Origin of the sequence: Streptococcus sp. 1343 (assembly GCF_013277355.1) — a bacterium.
GTDB classification, from domain to species: Bacteria; Bacillota; Bacilli; order Lactobacillales; family Streptococcaceae; genus Streptococcus; species Streptococcus pseudopneumoniae.
The window spans coordinates 1-18733 of sequence record NZ_VMMT01000053.1 but is presented as its reverse complement, the minus strand read 5'-3'; the positions used below and the strand labels follow the sequence as shown (position 1 = coordinate 18733).

The following is an 18733-nucleotide window of genomic DNA, read 5'->3' as shown; positions in this document are numbered from 1 at the left end:
CTGTTTTGAGGTTGCAGATAGAACTGACGAAGTCAGCTCAAAACACTGTTTTGAGGTTGCAGATAGAACTGACGAAGTCAGTAACCATACCTACGGCAAGGTGAAGTTGACGCGGTTTGAAGAGATTTTCGAAGAGTATAAAGGTGTACCGAGATGAACATCTCTTCATCAATGTCTCTGGTCGTGGGGACAAGGACGTAGCTGCGATTGCAGATTACTTAGAAGCTAAAAAATAAAAGATGGAAAAATTACAGTCCTTTCTCTCACAGAGAGCTTGTGGTTGCTGGAAACAAGCAGAGAAAGCTGTAAGGTTGGGTCCATCTGAAACGAGAGAAGAAAACATAATTCTCAAGGGAGTGCCCTTTATCGCACAGCCTGTTACAGGAGCTATCTGAGACAGGAATGAGAGATAGGAGAAATCCTATAATTGAGGTGGCACCGCGAATTTCGTCCTCACGCAAGTTGTTTTGCGTGGGGATTTTTCATACAGTCACCACGGACTAGAAGTAGAACTGAAAGGGAAATTACAATGGAACGAATCATTCATGGAGATGTCTTATCACCAATCTTGGCTTATATGCGCTTAAAGGGGCAACATAAGGTTATTTTAGAGAGTATTCCGAGAGACAAGGAAACAGCTCGTTTTTCTATCCTAGCCTATAATCCAGTTTTTGAGATTAAGTTTGAAAATGGGGTTCTCTATCAAAATGGTCAAGTGATTGATCGGGATCCCTTGGATTTCCTTTATGAAGTGATTCATAAGAGTCAGCACCACTCAGAGCTACCTTTTGGTGGTGGGGCAATTGGTTTTGTCGGTTACGATATGATTTCGCTTTATGAAGAAATTGGTCAAATCCCTGAGGATACAATTGGGACGCCAGACATGCATTTCTTTGTCTATGAGAGCTATATGGTCTTTGACCACAAGAAGGAGAAGATACATGTCATAGAGGATGCACTTTATAGTGAGCGCAGTCAAGAGGCCTTGGAAAAATCCTTGAACCAAGTGCTTGAGGAATTACGCATTCCTGCTCCAAATGAATTTGAAGACTTGGATCTATCTCCGTTAGACTTCAAACCGCATATCGCTCCTCAGAAGTTTGAGGGAATGGTAGAAACAGCTCGCGACTTGATTCGTAATGGTGATATGTTCCAATGCGTACTCAGCCAGCGCTTCTCAGCAGAAGTTACTGGAAATCCATTTGACTTCTACAGAAATCTCCGCGTGACCAATCCATCCAATTACCTCTATTTCTATGACTTTGGGGATTATCAAATCATCGGAGCCAGTCCAGAAAGTTTGGTTTCCGTCAAGAATGGCATCGTGACAACTAATCCGATTGCAGGTACGAGACCAAGAGGAGCTACGGATGAAGAGGACAAGACTTTGGCGACAGACCTGCTTTCTGATGAGAAGGAAACAGCAGAACATCGAATGTTAGTAGACTTGGGACGAAATGATATTGGCCGCATCTCTGAAACGGCCAGTGTCCAAGTCACTAAGTATATGGAAGTGGAGCTCTTCCGCTATGTTATGCATTTGACCAGCGTGGTCAAGGGGCGTTTGCTTCCAGAACTCACTGCTATGGATGCCTTGAAATCAACGCTTCCTGCTGGAACCGTTTCTGGAGCACCAAAGATTCGAGCTATGAGACGCATCTATGAACTGGAAACGGAAAAACGGGGCGTATATGCAGGAGCAATCGGCTACTTGTCTGCGACGGGTGATATGGATTTGGCCATTGCCATCCGAACCATGATTCTCAAAAATCAAAGAGCCTATGTGCAGGCTGGGGCAGGGATTGTCTACGACTCTATCGCCCAAAACGAATACCAAGAAACCATTAACAAAGCAAAATCTATGACTAGAATTGGAGAACTAAGACCATGATTTTATTGATTGACAACTATGATTCTTTTACCTATAACTTGGCCCAATACATTGGGAATTTTGAAGAAGTTCAGGTCTTGAGAAATGATGATCCCAAGCTGTATGAAGAAGCTGAAAAAGCAGATGGTCTGGTCTTTTCTCCTGGTCCTGGTTGGCCAGTTGATGCTGGAAAGATGGAAGACATGATTCGTGACTTTGCTGGCAAGAAGCCGATTCTTGGGATTTGTTTGGGCCACCAAGCCATTGCAGAAGTATTTGGTGGTAAGTTAGGCTTGGCTCCAAAAGTCATGCATGGGAAACAGAGCAATATCAGCTTTGAAGCGCCATCTGTTTTGTATCAAGGTATCGAGAATGGCCGTGCGGTCATGCGTTACCACAGCATTTTAATTGAAGAAATGCCAGAAGACTTTGAAGTGACAGCTCGTTCGACTGATGACCAAGCCATCATGGGGATTCAACACAAAAACCTGCCGATTTATGGCTTCCAGTACCATCCAGAGAGCATTGGAACGCCAGATGGCTTGTCTTCTATTCGGAATTTTATCGAGAAGGTTGTAAAGTGAGGAAACTAGGATGAAAGAGATTATTGAAAAACTAGCAAAATTTGAAAATTTATCAGGTGTGGAAATGACGGATGTCATTGAGCGTATCGTAACTGGGCGTGTAACGGAGGCGCAGATCGCTTCTCTCCTTTTGGCTCTTAAGATGAAGGGGGAAACACCTGAAGAACGCACAGCCATTGCTCAAGTCATGAGAGGACATGCCCAACATATTCCAACTGAAATTCATGATGCCATGGACAACTGTGGTACAGGTGGAGACAAGTCTTTCAGTTTTAATATTTCCACAACTGCAGCCTTTGTCTTGGCTGGTGGCGGTGTTCATATGGCAAAACACGGTAACCGCTCGATTTCTTCTAAATCTGGTTCTGCAGATGTCCTCGAAGCCTTGGGCATCAACCTAGACCTCAAACCAGCTGAACTAGGTAAGGTCTTTGATAAAACTGGAATTGTCTTTCTCTTTGCAAAAAATATGCACCCAGCAATGAAATACATCATGCCAGCTCGTTTGGAATTGGGAATTCCAACGATTATGAACTTGACTGGTCCACTGATTCATCCAATGGCTTTAGAAACACAGCTTCTTGGAATTAGTCGTCCAGAACTCCTAGAAAGTACAGCTCAGGTTTTGAAAAATATGGGTCGCAAACGTGCCATCGTGGTTGCTGGGCCAGAAGGATTGGACGAAGCTGGCTTGAACGGAACAACCAAGATTGCACTTCTTGAAAATGGCGAAATCAGCTTGTCAAGCTTTAGTCCAGCGGATTTGGGAATGGAAGGCTATGCTATGGAAGATATTCGTGGTGGGAATGCTCAGGAAAATGCAGAAATTTTGCTTAGCGTTCTGAAAAACGAAGCAAGTCCATTCTTGGAAACGACAGTCTTGAATGCTGGTCTTGGTTTCTATGCTAATGGTAAAGTTGATAGCATCAAGGAAGGAGTTGCCTTGGCCCGCGAAGTGATTGCTAGTGGCAAGGCCCTTGAAAAACTCAGACTGTTACAGGAGTACCAAAAATGAGTCAGGAATTTTTAGCACGAATTTTGGAGCAGAAGGCGCGTGAGGTTGAGCAGATGGAGCTGGAGGAAATCAAACCCCTGCGCCAAACCTATCGCTTGGCTGACTTTTTGAAGAATCATCAAGAACGTTTGCAGGTAATCGCCGAAGTTAAGAAAGCTAGCCCTAGTCTGGGAGATATCAATCTCGATGTGGATATTGTACAACAGGCCCAGACTTATGAAGCGAACGGCGCAGTGATGATTTCTGTTCTGACTGATGAGTTTTTCTTTAAAGGACATTTGGATTATCTACGGGATATTTCCAGTCAGGTACAGATTCCGACGCTTAACAAGGACTTTATCATTGATGAAAAGCAAATCATTCGAGCTCGCAATGCAGGTGCAACAGTCATCCTGCTCATTGTAGCCGCCTTGTCAGAAGAACGTCTCAAGGAACTGTATGACTATGCGACAGAGCTTGGTCTGGAAGTTTTGGTGGAAACCCACAATCTAGCTGAACTAGAGGTGGCTCACCGCCTTGGGGCTCAAATTATCGGGGTCAATAATCGCAACTTGACCACCTTTAAAGTTGACTTGCAGACCAGTGTAAATTTGGCTAAACATTTCAAAGATGATTGCTTGTACATTTCTGAATCTGCTATTTTCACAGGGCAGGATGCGGAACGAGTAGCGCCATACTTTAACGGAATTTTGGTTGGGACAGCTCTTATGCAGGCAGAGGATGTGGCTCAAAGAATCAAGGAGTTGCAAATTGACAAAGGTTAAGATTTGTGGACTATCGACCAAAGAAGCGGTGGAAACAGCCGTTTCAGCAGGAGCCGACTACATCGGTTTTGTCTTTGCAGCTAGTAAAAGACAGGTGACTTTGGAAGAGGCTGCTGAGATGGCAAAGCTTATTCCTGCAGATGTCAAAAAGATTGGTGTATTTGTTTCACCAAGTCGGGCAGAACTGCTAGAAGCGATTGAAAAAGTTGGCCTAGACTTGGTTCAAGTTCACAGTCAGGTGGCGGATGATTTGTTTGAGAATTTGCCTTGTGCCAGTATTCAGGCTGTGCAGGTGGATGGAGAGGGTCATGTGCCCAATTCTCAGGCAGACTATCTACTCTTTGATGCCCCTGTGGCTGGGAGTGGTCAGACCTTTGACTGGGGTCAACTGGATACGATTGGACTAACTCAGCCTTTCTTTATCGCAGGTGGGCTTAATGAAGACAATGTAGTAAAAGCAATTCAACACTTTACTCCCTATGCAGTAGATGTATCGAGCGGAGTGGAGACAGATGGACAAAAAAATCATGAAAAGATTAGAAGATTTATAGAGAGGGTAAAGAATGACATATCAAGAACCAAATAAAGATGGATTTTACGGAAAATTCGGCGGACGTTTTGTCCCAGAAACATTGATGACAGCAGTTTTGGAGTTGGAGAAGGCTTACCGTGAAAGTCAGGCAGACCCAAGTTTCCAAGAGGAATTGAACCAACTCTTACGCCAGTATGTGGGGCGTGAAACTCCTCTTTACTACGCAAAAAACTTGACCCAGCATATCGGCGGAGCCAAGATTTATCTTAAACGGGAAGACCTCAACCATACAGGGGCTCACAAGATTAACAATGCCTTGGGACAAGTTCTTCTGGCTAAACGCATGGGCAAAAAGAAAATTATCGCTGAAACAGGTGCTGGTCAGCACGGTGTGGCAACTGCAACTGCTGCAGCCCTCTTTAACATGGAATGTACTATCTACATGGGTGAGGAAGATGTCAAACGCCAAGCCCTCAATGTGTTCCGTATGGAGCTTTTGGGAGCCAAGGTTGAGGCAGTGACAGACGGTTCGCGCGTGCTCAAGGATGCGGTCAATGCAGCCCTTCGTTCATGGGTGGCAAATATCGACGACACCCACTATATCCTTGGTTCTGCCTTGGGGCCTCATCCATTCCCAGAAATCGTTCGTGACTTCCAAAGTGTCATCGGTAGAGAAGCTAAACAACAGTATCGCGATATGACAGGTCAAGATCTCCCAGATGCCCTAGTAGCCTGTGTTGGTGGTGGGTCGAATGCCATCGGTCTCTTCCATCCATTTGTAGAAGATGAGTCAGTAGCTATGTATGGGGCTGAAGCAGCTGGACTTGGTGTAGACACAGAGCACCACGCAGCTACCTTGACCAAGGGTCGTCCGGGTGTCCTTCACGGTTCCCTCATGGATGTACTCCAAGATGCTCATGGTCAAATTCTTGAAGCCTTCTCTATCTCGGCAGGTTTGGACTATCCTGGTATCGGTCCAGAACATTCTCACTACCACGATATCAAACGTGCCAGCTATGTTCCTGTGACGGACGAAGAAGCCTTGGAAGGATTCCAACTCTTGTCTCGTGTGGAAGGGATTATCCCAGCCTTGGAATCTAGCCATGCTATCGCCTTTGCAGTGAAATTGGCCAAAGAACTTGGACCAGAAAAGTCTATGATTGTCTGCCTATCGGGTCGTGGGGACAAGGATGTGGTTCAAGTCAAAGACCGCTTGGAAGCAGATGCAGCAAAGAAGGGAGAAGCTCATGCCTAAGACACTAACAGAAAAATTGAATGCTATAAAAGCAACTGGAAAAGGAATTTTCGTTCCTTATATCATGGCTGGTGACCACGAAAAAGGTTTGGACGGTCTTGCTGAAACAATTCACTTTTTAGAAGATTTGGGTGTCTCTGCAATTGAAGTGGGCATTCCCTTTTCAGATCCTGTCGCAGATGGACCTGTTATAGAAGAAGCTGGCTTGCGTAGTTTAGCCCACGGGACTTCTACCCAGGCTTTGGTTGAAACCTTGAAAACCATTGAAACAGAGGTTCCGCTGGTCATCATGACCTACTTCAACCCCCTCTTTCAGTACGGTGTGGAGAACTTTGTCAAAGATTTGGTAGATACAGCGGTTAAGGGCTTGATTATCCCAGACCTGCCTCATGAACATGCCAACTTTGTAGAACCATTTTTGGCAGATACAGACATTGCCTTGATACCCCTAGTTAGTTTGACAACAGGACTTGAGCGCCAGAAAGAGTTGATTGAAGGAGCAGAAGGATTTGTCTATGCTGTTGCCATCAATGGGGTGACAGGGAAATCAGGCAATTACCGCGCAGATTTGGATAAGCACTTGGCACAATTGCATCAAGTGGCTGACATCCCAGTCTTGACAGGATTTGGGGTATCTAGTCAAGCTGATGTAGAACGCTTTAATGCGGTGTCAGATGGCGTTATCGTTGGTTCGAAAATTGTAAAAGCTCTCCATCAAGGAGAGCCAATTCAGGACTTTATCAGACAAGCAGTAGCTTACCAAAAATAATCACACAAGCAGCAAGTAAGAGGAAAGGCACGAAAGGAAGTCTTTCCTTTTTCTTTTGTAGGAGAAAGGCTAGTTTTAGATATCATTTGCCAAATTACTCTGATATGAAACTTTAAGAAAAAGCTAATTATTGTAGTAATTTCTTTAAGAAAATGATATAATTCATTAAAAAGTATTCGGAGGAGGAAGAATTATGTTAAATCAGGATCTCTTTGATTCGCTCAAGGCACAAAAAATTGTAGATACTTTGATGAAAGGTCAAAAAGATTATGTCGATGAACGTCTAGAAAAAAGAGAGACAATGATAGTGTCGAATGGTTATGCATGGACGCGACCTAATCATATTGATACTGCATTTGCATCAGCAGATTTGTTTGAGTATAAATTACAATTAGCAGGACAGACTTGGGGATATTTAGAATTTGAAACAAATACAGAAAAATATGGGAAAGTATTGTTAATTATAAAGGGTAAGAAGCGACTTACGAACCAATTTCCTTTGGTACAAAAAAATAAGAGTGGCTACTTATTTGAATATGCTCAGATGAATACACTTTATCTTAATCAACATTCTTCCTACAAAAATGATGAAGATAGTCATTCCTTTCCAATTCAGATGGAGTTAGTTTCTGATGAAATGATTCAAGAAATTGAACAAGCTACCAAAAATTCGAATATCGAAAAATTTATGATTTTAACTTATGAGGCAGACTCAGAAAACAATATTATATCTGTAGATGTTGTTATGCCTGATGCACGAACTGGTCAGTTACACTTGATTCAAGATTTGTCTGAGTATATTCAATCAAGTTCGTACCATTTCGAAGAAGCTAAATATCAAGATATTCCTAATTTTTCAGAATTATCGGAAACAGAAGATTTTGAAATTATTCCAAGAATAGAAAAACAAGAAGGTCAAAAGTAGTAAGGAGTATGTAAATGTTTAATGGTCGGGTATTGAAAGAATTACGGCTGTTAAATGGTTTAAGTAGAGCAGAATTGGCTCAGAGAATTAATTTAACGGAACAAGCCATTTGGCAGTTTGAGTCCAACGAAACGAAACCTAAATTATCAACCAAAATGCATTTGGCTAACCAATTTCATGTTGATTTAACTTATTTTGAACAGGAAGAGGAGAGCATTCGATTTGATTCTTCTGTAATTGCCTTTAGAAATGCAGACCTAGCAACACGGAAAACAATAGATATTCAAACTATGTATTTACATAAGGTAGATAGTTTGATTGATTATTTTGAAAGTTTTGTAATTATACCTAATATTACAATTCATGACCTAAGTAATGTAGTGAGTGAATCTTATCATAAGGGAAAATCCATTGAGGAATTGGCTCTTTATGCCAGGGAAAAATTAGGTATTTCAAAAGATAATCATGATTTGCTTTATAAATTAGAACGTTCAGGCATCTATATCGTGGAACGATTAATTAATGGTCAAGCTGATGCTTATAGCGCATGGTCAAAATTGGGAAGACCTTATATTGTGTTGGGAACGAATAAATCATCTGTACGTCGAAATTTTGACTTAGCTCATGAGCTAGGACATATTCTTTTACACAAATATAAAGATATGAATGAAGATGGCGATCGTTTGGAGCAAGAAGCAAATTATTTTGCATCATGTTTTTTATTGCCAAAAGAAGAGTTTTTAGTCAAATTTGAAGAGAGGGTTGGCAAGCGTGTCAGCAATCCTGATAGTTATATTTTATTGAAGTCGGATTTGAATGTTTCGATACAGGCTTTAGAGTATCGAGCTTTTAAGTTAGGATTATTGACTCCAAAGCAACATTCTTACTTTTATCGTCAAATTGCGCAAAAAGGTTACAAAATGATAGAACCTCTGGATGATCAAATTTTTGTTAAAAAACCAAGCAAAGTAAAGAGTATTCTGGACGTCGTTTTGAGTAATCATCTAGTCAGTCTAGCGACTATAATGTCTAAACAAAGTATTCGTTTACAGTTTATAAGCGAAATATTTTCAGTCGAAATGAAATTTTTTGATCAGTATCAAGAAGATAAAAGAACAGATCGATTTGATAACATCATTCCTTTGTACAAAAGAAATAATTTATAATTCAACTGTGAAATAATTTCATGAAGGACATATGGCAGAAATTGGACTTTATCAAACAAGCAGTAGCTTACCAAAAATAATCACACAAGCAGCGAGTAAGAGGAAAGGCACGAAAGGAAGTCTTTCCTTTTTCTTTTGCAGGAGAAAGGCTAGAATCCCCGTTGCAGAAGCAAACTGAATCAAGATGAGCAATTCTGTTGCGCTAAAGACGAGAGCGCAAGAAGCTAAAAAAAGGAAATCCCCTGCACCCATGCGGATATCGATAAAATGAGCCAAAATTCCAAGTATGAGGAAGGAGATCATGACCAGATTCCAGCCAGAGGAAGCTATTAGGATTAGGTGGAAAGTCATCCAGACCAGTAAGGGATATTCCTGATGGCGAAAGTCGTAGATGCCCAAGGTCAAACCAGCAGTGATTAGGATGACTTGACTCAAGGAAAGTAATTCCCAAGAGTAAAGCAGAAAGAGGAGTCCTAAGCCTAGTTCAAAGAGGGCATACCAGACAGGATAGCGGACCTTGCAGTAGCGACAGCAAAAGCGATTGAAGACCTGTGAGAGAATCGGAATCAAATCTAAGGGACGCAAGCGAGTCTGACAGGAATCGCAGTGACTGGCTGGACTGATAATGGATTGCTCTGGAAAACGGTCAATGACCAAACCAAGAAAGGAAGCGAGAATACTCCCGACAAGAAAAAAATAAATATCAATCATACTTATCTATTCGTAAAAAATAGGAGAAGTAGTATAATGGAGAGACATAGATAAGATGGTGAGGTCAAGATGATAATTCGTTTTGAAGAAAAGGTGAGCACAGAAAACGCTCAGCTCGTATGCCAATGGTCCAACTCCCTTGGCAAATCCTTTCAAGAACAATGGATGGGACCAAGGATTCCTTTTCCACTGACCCTTCAAGCCTTGCAAGACTTGGAAGGAGTCTTTTCAATCTTTGATGGACACGAGTTTGTCGGGCTTATCCAGAAAATCAGGCTAGAAGACAGCAATCTTCATATTGGAAGATTCTTTATCAACCCCCAGAAACAGGGGCAGGGCTTAGGTAGGCAGGCTTTAAGGAAATTTGTTAGTTTGGCCTTTGAAAATGAAGATATAGACAGTATTTCTTTAAATGTCCTCGAAGCAAATCAAAGAGCTCAGAATCTTTACCAAAAAGAAGGATTTGAAATCGTTCAAATGGTTGAAGCACCTGTACGGAAATATATTATGAAAAAGAGGAGATAGAAAGCAAACAAAGTCTTTTCCTGTGGTTGGTAGATTCCTATATATGAAATTGATGGGATTTTAGAAAGCCGATTGGAGTGATTTTATTCATGATGGGAAAAAGGGTCTGGACAAAAATGATTGAGAAATAGTTGCTAAAAAAGCGTTTGCATGATACTATATATTGAAAGGAGGTGATAAGATGGTAGAACAAAGAAAATCAATTACCATGAAAGATGTTGCTTTAGAAGCAGGAGTTAGTGTTGGAACAGTTTCACGTGTGATTAATAAAGAAAAAGGCATTAAAGAAGTAACCTTGAAAAAAGTGGAGCAAGCGATTAAAACTTTGAATTACATTCCAGATTACTATGCTAGAGGAATGAAAAAAAATCGAACAGAAACGATTGCAATCATTGTACCAAGTATCTGGCATCCCTTCTTTTCAGAATTTGCTATGCATGTGGAAAATGAAGTCTATAAGAGAAATAACAAATTACTCTTATGTTCTATCAATGGTACAAATAGAGAGCAAGACTATCTGGAGATGTTGCGTCATAATAAAGTTGATGGAGTGGTTGCCATTACCTATAGTCCAATTGAACATTACTTGACGTCAGGAATTCCCTTTGTTAGTATTGACCGCACATACTCAGATATTGCCATTCCTTGTGTTTCATCAGATAATGATGCAGGTGGAAGAGAAGCAGCTAAACAATTAATTAGTAAAGGATGTCAGCATTTAGCCTTTGTGGGCGGACATAATACAACCATTAATGAAACCAAACGTCGTAGAATTTCCTTTGAAAAGTATGTCCAAGAGCATAAAATACCTCTTAGTATTTTTGATTTGGATGAGACAGTTACTGACTATCATGGAAAGCTAGAGAGTTTCTTGGAAGACAATCATTCTATAGATGGAATTTTTACAATTAACGACTTTGCAGCTTTAGATGTTATTGATATACTAGAAAAAAATGGTAAACGTATTCCTCATGATGTCCAAATTATTGGATACGATGGAATTAAAATGGCTGGAGATAGAGATTATCTACTTTCAACTATTGAACAACCATTGGAAGAAATGGCAAAAGAAGCGGTTCGGATTTTGTTTGATATTATTGATGGAAAGACTGTTAATTTGCAGACAATCCTACCAGTGAAATTTGTTGAAGGAAAAACAACAAAAAATGAAAATAAGTCTTGACAGAAAACGCTAACAATGTTAGAATGAATTCAGATAAAAAAAGATTTATTTTTTTAAAACAAAAATGAAACGTTTCAAAAACAAAACAAATAGACAGCGCCAAGCGTTATCTTTTTCGACCAAAAATGAAACGTTTCAAAAAAGGAGGTTGCTATGAATAGCAAAGCGAAGCAAGTTTCTCTTTGGGAAAGAATCAAGAAACAAAAACTCTTGTTATTGATGACTGTCCCTGGTTTAGTTTTAACCTTTATCTTTAAATACATTCCTATGTACGGGGTTTTAATCTCATTTAAAGATTACAATCCCTTAAAAGGAATTTTAGGGAGTGATTGGATTGGTTTTTCTGAGTTTACAAAATTCATATCCTCTCCCAACTTTGGTATCTTGTTAGCCAATACTTTAAAATTAAGTATCTATGGTTTATTGCTTGGCTTTTTACCACCAATCATTCTTGCTATTATGCTCAATCAACTCTTGAGTGAAAAAGTTAAAAAACGAATTCAGCTCATTTTATACGCACCAAACTTTATCTCAGTCGTTGTTATCGTTGGTATGATTTTCCTTTTCTTTTCAGTGGGAGGACCAATTAACAATTTTCTCTCTATGTTTGGAATGAAGGCTGACTTCTTGACAAATCCAGACTTCTTTAGACCTTTATACATCTTTAGTGGTATCTGGCAAGGAATGGGGTGGGCTTCAACGCTCTACACGGCAACGTTGGTAAATGTAGATCCAGCCTTAGTAGAAGCAGCACGACTGGATGGAGCCAATATCTTCCAACGAATCTGGCACATTGATATTCCAGCTCTTAAGCCTATTATGGTTATCCAATTTGTTTTAGCTGCAGGTGGAATCATGAATGTCGGATATGAAAAAGCATTCCTGATGCAGACATCGTTGAACTTGCCAACTTCTGAAATTATCTCTACATATGTCTATAAAGTTGGTCTTGTATCAGGAGACTATTCTTACTCAACAGCGGTTGGTTTGTTTAATGCAGTGATTAACGTAGTATTGCTAGTCGCGGTTAACCAAATCGTTAAACGCGTGAATAATGGTGAAGGAATTTAAGGAGGGAAGCATGAAAAATTCGATTATGGATACAAAATTTGATAGACGTATCTTACTCTTAAATAAAATCATTATTGTCTTTATCGTTTTGATAACCTTACTTCCTTTACTTTATATCGTCGTAGCATCCTTTATGGATCCTAAGGTTCTGGTTAGTAGAGGGATTAGCTTTAATCCAGCCGATTGGACGGTAGAAGGTTACCAGCGTGTATTCAGTGACCAATCTATTCTAAGAGGTTTTATCAATTCTCTACTATACTCTTTTGGCTTTGCGGCTTTAACAGTCTTGCTATCTGTGTTTACAGCTTATCCTCTTTCTAAGAAAGACTTGGTAGGGCGCCGTTGGATTAACTACTTCTTGATTGTAACCATGTTCTTTGGTGGTGGTTTAGTCCCAACTTACTTGCTGGTAAAAGATTTGGGCATGCTGAATACTCCATGGGCTATCATTGTTCCAGGTGCTGTCAATGTTTGGAATATTATTCTTGCTAGGGCTTATTTCCAAGGATTGCCTGAAGAATTAGTTGAAGCAGCGGTCATTGATGGTGCAAATGATTTACAGATTTTCTTCAAAATCATGCTTCCTCTTGCAAAACCAATTATGTTTGTTCTCTTCCTCTATGCTTTTGTCGGCCAGTGGAACTCATACTTTGATGCAATGATTTATATCAAGGATCCAAACTTGGAACCATTGCAACTAGTACTTCGTAAAATTCTCATTCAGAGCCAACCAGGTCAAGACATGATTGGAGCACAAGCGGCTATGAATGAAATGAAACGTTTAGCTGAATTGATTAAATACGCAACTATTGTCATTTCTAGCTTGCCATTGATTGTTATGTATCCATTCTTCCAAAAATACTTTGATAAAGGAATTATGGCTGGTTTACTTAAAGGATAAAAAAAGAAAAAATAAAAGGAGTTTTCTCATGAAATTCAAAACATTCTCAAAATCAGCAGTTTTGTTGACAGCTAGTTTAGCAGTACTTGCAGCCTGTGGCTCAAAAAATACAGCTTCAAGTCCAGATTATAAGTTGGAAGGTGTAACATTCCCGCTTCAAGAAAAGAAAACATTGAAGTTTATGACAGCTAGTTCACCTCTAGCACCAAAAGACCCAAATGAAAAGTTAATTTTGCAACGTTTGGAGAAGGAAACTGGCGTTCATATTGACTGGACCAACTACCAATCCGACTTTGCAGAAAAACGTAACTTGGATATTTCTAGTGGTGATTTACCAGATGCTATCCACAACGACGGAGCTTCAGATGTGGACTTGATGAACTGGGCTAAAAAAGGTGTTATTATTCCAGTTGAAGATTTGATTGATAAATACATGCCAAATCTTAAGAAAATTTTGGATGAGAAACCAGAGTACAAGGCCTTGATGACAGCACCTGATGGGCACATTTACTCATTCCCATGGATTGAAGAGCTTGGAGATGGTAAAGAGTCTATTCACAGCGTCAACGATATGGCTTGGATTAACAAAGATTGGCTTAAGAAACTTGGTCTTGAAATGCCAAAAACTACTGATGATTTGATTAAAGTCCTAGAAGCTTTCAAAAACGGGGATCCAAATGGAAATGGAGAGGCTGATGAAATTCCATTTTCATTTATTAGTGGTAACGGAAACGAAGATTTTAAATTCCTATTTGCTGCATTTGGTATAGGGGATAACGATGATCATTTAGTAGTAGGAAATGATGGCAAAGTTGATTTCACAGCAGATAATGATAACTATAAAGAAGGTGTCAAATTTATCCGTCAATTGCAAGAAAAAGGCTTGATTGATAAAGAAGCTTTCGAACATGATTGGAATAGTTACATTGCTAAAGGTCATGATCAGAAATTTGGTGTTTACTTTACATGGGATAAGAGTAATGTTACTGGAAGTAATGAAAGTTATGATGTTTTACCAGTACTTGCTGGACCAAGTGGTCAAAAACACGTAGCTCGTACAAACGGTATGGGATTTGCACGTGACAAGATGGTTATTACCAGTGTAAACAAAAACCTAGAATTGACAGCTAAATGGATTGATGCACAATACGCTCCACTCCAATCTGTGCAAAATAACTGGGGAACTTACGGAGATGACAAACAACAAAACATCTTTGAATTGGATCAAGCGTCAAATAGTCTAAAACACTTACCACTAAACGGAACTGCACCAGCAGAACTTCGTCAAAAGACTGAAGTAGGAGGACCACTAGCTATCCTAGATTCATACTATGGTAAAGTAACAACCATGCCTGATGATGCCAAATGGCGTTTGGATCTTATCAAAGAATATTATGTTCCTTACATGAGCAATGACAATAACTATCCAAGAGTCTTTATGACACAGGAAGATTTGGACAAAATTGCCCATATCGAAGCAGATATGAATGACTATATCTACCGTAAACGTGCTGAATGGATTGTAAATGGCAATATTGATACTGAGTGGGATGATTACAAGAAAGAACTTGAAAAATACGGACTTTCTGATTACCTCGCTATTAAACAAAAATACTACGACCAATACCAAGCAAACAAAAACTAGAGGTTGATTATGGGAGATAAGAAATACACAGTAGAAAAAGCCAATCGTTTTATAGCAGAAAATAAACATCTCGTTAATACTCAATATAAGCCTGAAGAACATTTTTCAGCTGAGATTGGTTGGATCAATGATCCAAATGGATTTGTCTATTTTCGTGGAGAATACCATCTCTTTTATCAATTCTATCCATATGATAGTGTTTGGGGACCTATGCACTGGGGACATGCTAAAAGTAAGGACTTGGTGACTTGGGAGCACTTGCCAGTGGCACTTGCTCCTGACCAAGACTACGACAGCAATGGTTGCTTCTCAGGCTCTGCAATTGTCAAAGACGATCGCCTCTGGCTCATGTATACTGGAAACATCGAAGAAGAAACCGGTGTTCGTCAAGTGCAAAATATAGCATTTTCAGACGATGGGATTCACTTTGAAAAGATTGAACAAAATCCAGTTGCAACTGGAGCAGACTTGCCAGATGAGTTGATTGCTGCTGATTTCCGTGATCCAAAACTCTTTGAAAAAGATGGACGCTATTACTCCGTAGTAGCTGCTAAACACAAGGATAACGTGGGCTGTATCGTTCTACTAGGGTCCGATAACCTAGTAGAATGGCAGTTCGAATCCATCTTTTTAAAAGGGATAGAACACCAAGGCTTCATGTGGGAATGCCCAGATTACTTTGAGTTAGATGGGAAGGATTGCCTTATTATGTCACCCATGCGTTATCAGCGTGAGGGAGACTCATATCATAACATCAATTCATCGGTTTTGTTCACGGGTAAGGTAGATTGGGAAGAAAAACTTTTTATTCCAGAATCAGTTCAAGAAATTGATCATGGCCAAGACTTCTATGCGCCTCAAACATTGTTGGACGATCAAAATCATCGTATCCTGATTGCTTGGATGCAGACATGGGGGCGTACCCTTCCAACCCATGACCAAGAACACAAATGGGCTGGTGTCATGACTTTACCTAGAATTCTAAGATTGGAAGATGGCAAACTAAGACAATTCCCTGTTAAAAAAGGCCAATATCAAATCCAAATAGATAAAGATTGTCATTTCCACTTAGGAAATGATACAGATTATCTTGAATTTGGTTATGACAGTAATGCGCAGCAAGTTTACATTGATCGTAGCCATCTTGTTCAAAAAATTCTAGGTGAAGAAGAACAGGACACTAGTCGACGGTATGTAGATATTGAAGCTAAAGAATTGGAAGTTGTTCTAGATAAAAATTCCATCGAGATTTTTGTCAATCAAGGTGAAGCAAGCTTGACTGCAACTTATTACTTAACGGTGCCAGCTGAGCTATCACGAATTGATTAAAAATTAAGTTATTTCTCCTAAAGAAAAAGTTCTCTTTCTAAAATAGTGGAAAGAGGACTTTTTGTGTTTTGGGTATATAAGCTTAGTTTATGGTATTTGTAAAATTGGTGTTGGATTATGATTTAAGCTAGTTTTCTAAAGAATTTGAAAAAAATTTTATTTAAGCAAAAAAACCTTGGTTCCAAGACTTTTCCTGTTGTATTTATATGCCTCCTACAGGGATCGAACCTGTGACCCACGGATTAAGAGTCCGCTGCTCTGCCAGCTGAGCTAAGGAGGCAAAGAAAAAAGCTGTATTGGTGCCGAAACTTCACGGTTTGTATTGAACCCGCGCAATTAAGCAGGTGGGCAACTCGCTCTAACTGAAGCTGTTTCCGTGTGAGACGGCCTACATGCTGTTAGAAGACTTTTGTTTCCCTAATAATACAAAAAATAGTCGGTCAACACTTAAGTGTGAAGTCGTACACCACAGCGTTTCTATACTTATATGATACCACTTTTTCAAAAAAAATCAAGAGGAAAGTGCAATTTTTTGAAAAGGATTTCAGATTTTTCGCAAACGGTCGATAGCTTCCTTTCTTTGAGCCAAGGCCCGTTCATATTTACCAGTATCTTCTGCTTGGAAATAGTGATGATTACGAATTTTTTCTGGCAGATAGTCTTGCTTGACCCAATTTCCAGGATAGTTGTGTGGATAGAGATAGTCTTGGGCATTGCCAAGTTCCTTGCTTCCACTGTAGTGCCCATCACGCAGGTGTCGCGGAATAGGCAAGTGCCCTGATGTTTTGAGGTCAGCAAGTGCCTTATCCATAGCTACATAGGCTGAGTTGGATTTTGGAGAAAGGGCCAAATCAATCACGACATTGGCAATGAGAATGCGGGCTTCTGGGAATCCAATCCTTTGTGCAGCATCCAGAGCAGTCACGGTATGAATCTGGGCTTCAGGGTTGGCCAAACCGATATCTTCATAGGCGATAACGGTCAAGCGTCGAGCGAGACTTGGCAAATCACCAGCCTCAATCAAGCGGGCAGCATAGTGGAGACTAGCATCCACATCCGAGCCACGGATAGACTTTTGCAGGGCTGAGAGGACATCGTAGTGTCCATCCCCATCTTTGTCCATAGTAATATAACTCCGCTGCAGGCTATTTTCCATGATATCAAGGGTGATATGGCGAATGCCCTCGTCATTCTCAGGGGTAGAGAGAATAGCCAGGTCCAGCGAGTTAAAGGTAGAGCGCAGGTCTCCGTTTGTAGAGGTTGCGATGAAATCCAGCACATCCTCATCTAGTTCTACTGGAAAATCAAAACCACGCTCAGGGTTACTTAGAGCTATCTGCAGGGCCTCTTTGACGTCTTGGTTAGACAGAGGTTCTAACTCAAAAATTTGAACTCGGCTACGGATGGCAGGAGTGACCGAGAAGAAAGGATTTTCAGTCGTAGCGCCAATCATGATGACCAGTCCGCTTTCCAAGAGAGGCAAGAGGAAGTCCTGCTTGGTTTTATCTAGTCTATGAATCTCGTCTAGTAATAGGACGAGACCACCAGAGAATTTAGCCTCTTCCGCAATTTCTTGCAGTCGCTTTTTACTATCAACTGTCGCATTGAAAGTTCGAAAGGCATACTTGGTCGTTCCAGCGATGGCAGAGGCAATACTGGTTTTGCCGATTCCCGGAGGGCCATATAGAATCATGGAGGACAGGCGGTTGGCTTCCACCATGCGGCGGATGATTTTTCCAGGTCCGACCAGATGCTCCTGACCGATGACCTGGTCGATGGTTTTAGGGCGCATGCGAAGCGCGAGATTGTCTGGCATAGCAGTCCTTTCTAGCGTGGATTTGAGTAGAATGACTCATCTACTATATCCATTCTAGCCTATTAGTTGTGATATTTCAATGGTTTTGTAATAATCAGGGAGTGAGATAGAATCTTTTTTACTATTTAATTTAATGAGGAGAGGTATCAGCATGAGAGATTTGATTTTCTTTAAAGCTCAAAATAGGATAGTTGAGCCTAAAGAAGTGGAAGTGCTGACTTGAGAAATAATATTGCTGAATGTCATTGTATGAACTATAATGAAAAGAGAGGTGATAAGCAATGGAAATGATGGAACTACCAAGTCAGGAAATTTTGATTTTTACAAAACAAATTCGTCATTGGATTCTTAGTGATCAAGTTATTTCAGGGAAAAGAAAACTTTTCTTCCGAGAAGATACTCCAAAAGAGATTTTAGATTTGTACGAAAACATTAAATCTAAACTTGATTTTGCTTACCAAGAAGTTCATTCTAATAATGGGTTGAAAAAATATGAAAAATAGAATAATTGATGTTTTTGAAGTAGTAAATCGCCTCCTTGTAATAACTGTTGAAAATCCTGATTTTGAATACTTGAGAGTTAATCATACTCAATGAAAATCAAAGAGCAAACTAGGAAACTAGCCGCAGGCTGTACTTGAGTACGGTAAGGCGACGTTGACGTGGTTTGAA

At 40.2% G+C, this 18733-nt stretch carries 18 protein-coding genes, 1 tRNA gene, 1 pseudogene and 1 other annotated feature; of the genes and pseudogenes, 16 read left to right on the top strand and 4 right to left on the bottom strand.

Annotated elements, in window-relative coordinates:
- The first annotated feature begins 226 nt into the window (after positions 1 to 226).
- Positions 227 to 458, top strand: a binding site (T-box leader).
- 71 nt (positions 459 to 529) lie between these two features.
- Genes trpE through trpA form a run of 7 tightly spaced genes read left to right on the top strand, consistent with a single transcriptional unit; the run spans position 530 to position 6789 of the window.
- The gene (gene trpE / locus HT709_RS07845; RefSeq protein WP_138707732.1) at positions 530 to 1891 is read left to right on the top strand and encodes an anthranilate synthase component I; all 1362 of its coding nucleotides are present in this window, start codon (positions 530 to 532) and stop codon (positions 1889 to 1891) included.
- A complete protein-coding gene (locus tag HT709_RS07840; protein WP_138699506.1) occupies positions 1888 to 2454 on the top strand; it encodes an aminodeoxychorismate/anthranilate synthase component II in 567 nt (188 codons plus the stop codon). Before trpE ends, HT709_RS07840 begins: the two co-directional genes overlap by 4 nt.
- Before the next feature lie 10 nt (positions 2455 to 2464).
- Positions 2465 to 3469: an anthranilate phosphoribosyltransferase gene (gene trpD / locus HT709_RS07835; RefSeq protein WP_172925655.1), complete on the top strand. Its 1005-nt coding sequence runs from the start codon at positions 2465 to 2467 to the stop codon at positions 3467 to 3469.
- Entirely contained in the window at positions 3466 to 4233 is a 768-nt protein-coding gene (gene trpC, locus HT709_RS07830) for an indole-3-glycerol phosphate synthase TrpC (protein WP_138699508.1), read from the top strand. The genes trpD and trpC overlap by 4 nt, the downstream gene beginning before the upstream one ends.
- Positions 4220 to 4819: a phosphoribosylanthranilate isomerase gene (locus HT709_RS07825; protein ID WP_171043214.1), complete on the top strand. Its 600-nt coding sequence runs from the start codon at positions 4220 to 4222 to the stop codon at positions 4817 to 4819. Before trpC ends, HT709_RS07825 begins: the two co-directional genes overlap by 14 nt.
- The gene (gene trpB, locus HT709_RS07820) at positions 4797 to 6020 is read left to right on the top strand and encodes a tryptophan synthase subunit beta (protein WP_054387992.1); all 1224 of its coding nucleotides are present in this window, start codon (positions 4797 to 4799) and stop codon (positions 6018 to 6020) included. Before HT709_RS07825 ends, trpB begins: the two co-directional genes overlap by 23 nt.
- Entirely contained in the window at positions 6013 to 6789 is a 777-nt protein-coding gene (gene trpA, locus HT709_RS07815) for a tryptophan synthase subunit alpha (RefSeq protein WP_023935658.1), read from the top strand. Before trpB ends, trpA begins: the two co-directional genes overlap by 8 nt.
- Here the strand turns inward: trpA and HT709_RS07810 are convergent.
- Positions 6761 to 6862, bottom strand: a pseudogene (locus HT709_RS07810) (prepilin peptidase); the annotation flags it as partial. The gene trpA and the pseudogene HT709_RS07810 sit on opposite strands and share 29 nt — an antisense overlap.
- Positions 6863 to 6982: 120 nt before the next feature.
- Here HT709_RS07810 and HT709_RS07805 point away from each other — a divergent pair.
- Entirely contained in the window at positions 6983 to 7714 is a 732-nt protein-coding gene (locus tag HT709_RS07805; protein WP_023935659.1) for a hypothetical protein, read from the top strand.
- Between the two features lie 14 nt (positions 7715 to 7728).
- Positions 7729 to 8880 (top strand): XRE family transcriptional regulator, encoded by a 1152-nt coding sequence (locus HT709_RS07800; protein ID WP_000481761.1) that lies wholly within the window; start codon positions 7729 to 7731, stop codon positions 8878 to 8880.
- A 51-nt stretch (positions 8881 to 8931) separates the two neighbouring features.
- Here the strand turns inward: HT709_RS07800 and HT709_RS07795 are convergent, their stop codons facing one another.
- On the bottom strand, positions 8932 to 9591 hold the full coding sequence (locus tag HT709_RS07795; protein ID WP_000565602.1) for an A24 family peptidase: 660 nt from the start codon (positions 9589 to 9591) through the stop codon (positions 8932 to 8934).
- Between the two features lie 69 nt (positions 9592 to 9660).
- Between HT709_RS07795 and HT709_RS07790 the strand changes: the two genes are divergently transcribed.
- The 6 genes from HT709_RS07790 to HT709_RS07765 all read left to right on the top strand — a co-directional run bounded on the left by HT709_RS07790 (position 9661) and on the right by HT709_RS07765 (position 16245).
- Positions 9661 to 10116: a GNAT family N-acetyltransferase gene (locus HT709_RS07790; RefSeq protein ID WP_000586773.1), complete on the top strand. Its 456-nt coding sequence runs from the start codon at positions 9661 to 9663 to the stop codon at positions 10114 to 10116.
- Positions 10117 to 10297: 181 nt separating this feature from the next.
- Positions 10298 to 11299, top strand: a complete 1002-nt coding sequence (locus HT709_RS07785) for a LacI family DNA-binding transcriptional regulator (protein ID WP_000230199.1) — start codon at positions 10298 to 10300, stop codon at positions 11297 to 11299.
- Positions 11300 to 11452: 153 nt separating this feature from the next.
- A complete protein-coding gene (locus HT709_RS07780) occupies positions 11453 to 12370 on the top strand; it encodes a sugar ABC transporter permease (RefSeq protein ID WP_172925654.1) in 918 nt (305 codons plus the stop codon).
- A 10-nt stretch (positions 12371 to 12380) separates the two neighbouring features.
- Entirely contained in the window at positions 12381 to 13271 is an 891-nt protein-coding gene (locus HT709_RS07775) for a carbohydrate ABC transporter permease (RefSeq protein WP_031243260.1), read from the top strand.
- A 28-nt stretch (positions 13272 to 13299) separates the two neighbouring features.
- Positions 13300 to 14916 carry an ABC transporter substrate-binding protein gene (locus HT709_RS07770; protein WP_054387993.1) on the top strand — a complete coding sequence of 539 codons (1617 nt, stop codon included), beginning with the start codon at positions 13300 to 13302 and terminating at the stop codon, positions 14914 to 14916.
- 9 nt (positions 14917 to 14925) lie between these two features.
- Positions 14926 to 16245, top strand: a complete 1320-nt coding sequence (locus HT709_RS07765; RefSeq protein ID WP_054387994.1) for a glycoside hydrolase family 32 protein — start codon at positions 14926 to 14928, stop codon at positions 16243 to 16245.
- Positions 16246 to 16452: 207 nt separating this feature from the next.
- Here the strand turns inward: HT709_RS07765 and HT709_RS07760 are convergent.
- A tRNA-Lys gene (locus tag HT709_RS07760) sits at positions 16453 to 16525 on the bottom strand.
- A 264-nt stretch (positions 16526 to 16789) separates the two neighbouring features.
- Positions 16790 to 18061, bottom strand: a complete 1272-nt coding sequence (locus HT709_RS07755; protein WP_054387995.1) for a replication-associated recombination protein A — start codon at positions 18059 to 18061, stop codon at positions 16790 to 16792.
- A 281-nt stretch (positions 18062 to 18342) separates the two neighbouring features.
- Here HT709_RS07755 and HT709_RS07750 point away from each other — a divergent pair, with 281 nt between their 5' ends.
- Positions 18343 to 18564 (top strand): hypothetical protein, encoded by a 222-nt coding sequence (locus HT709_RS07750; protein WP_000425689.1) that lies wholly within the window; start codon positions 18343 to 18345, stop codon positions 18562 to 18564.
- Positions 18565 to 18733: the final 169 nt, after the last annotated feature.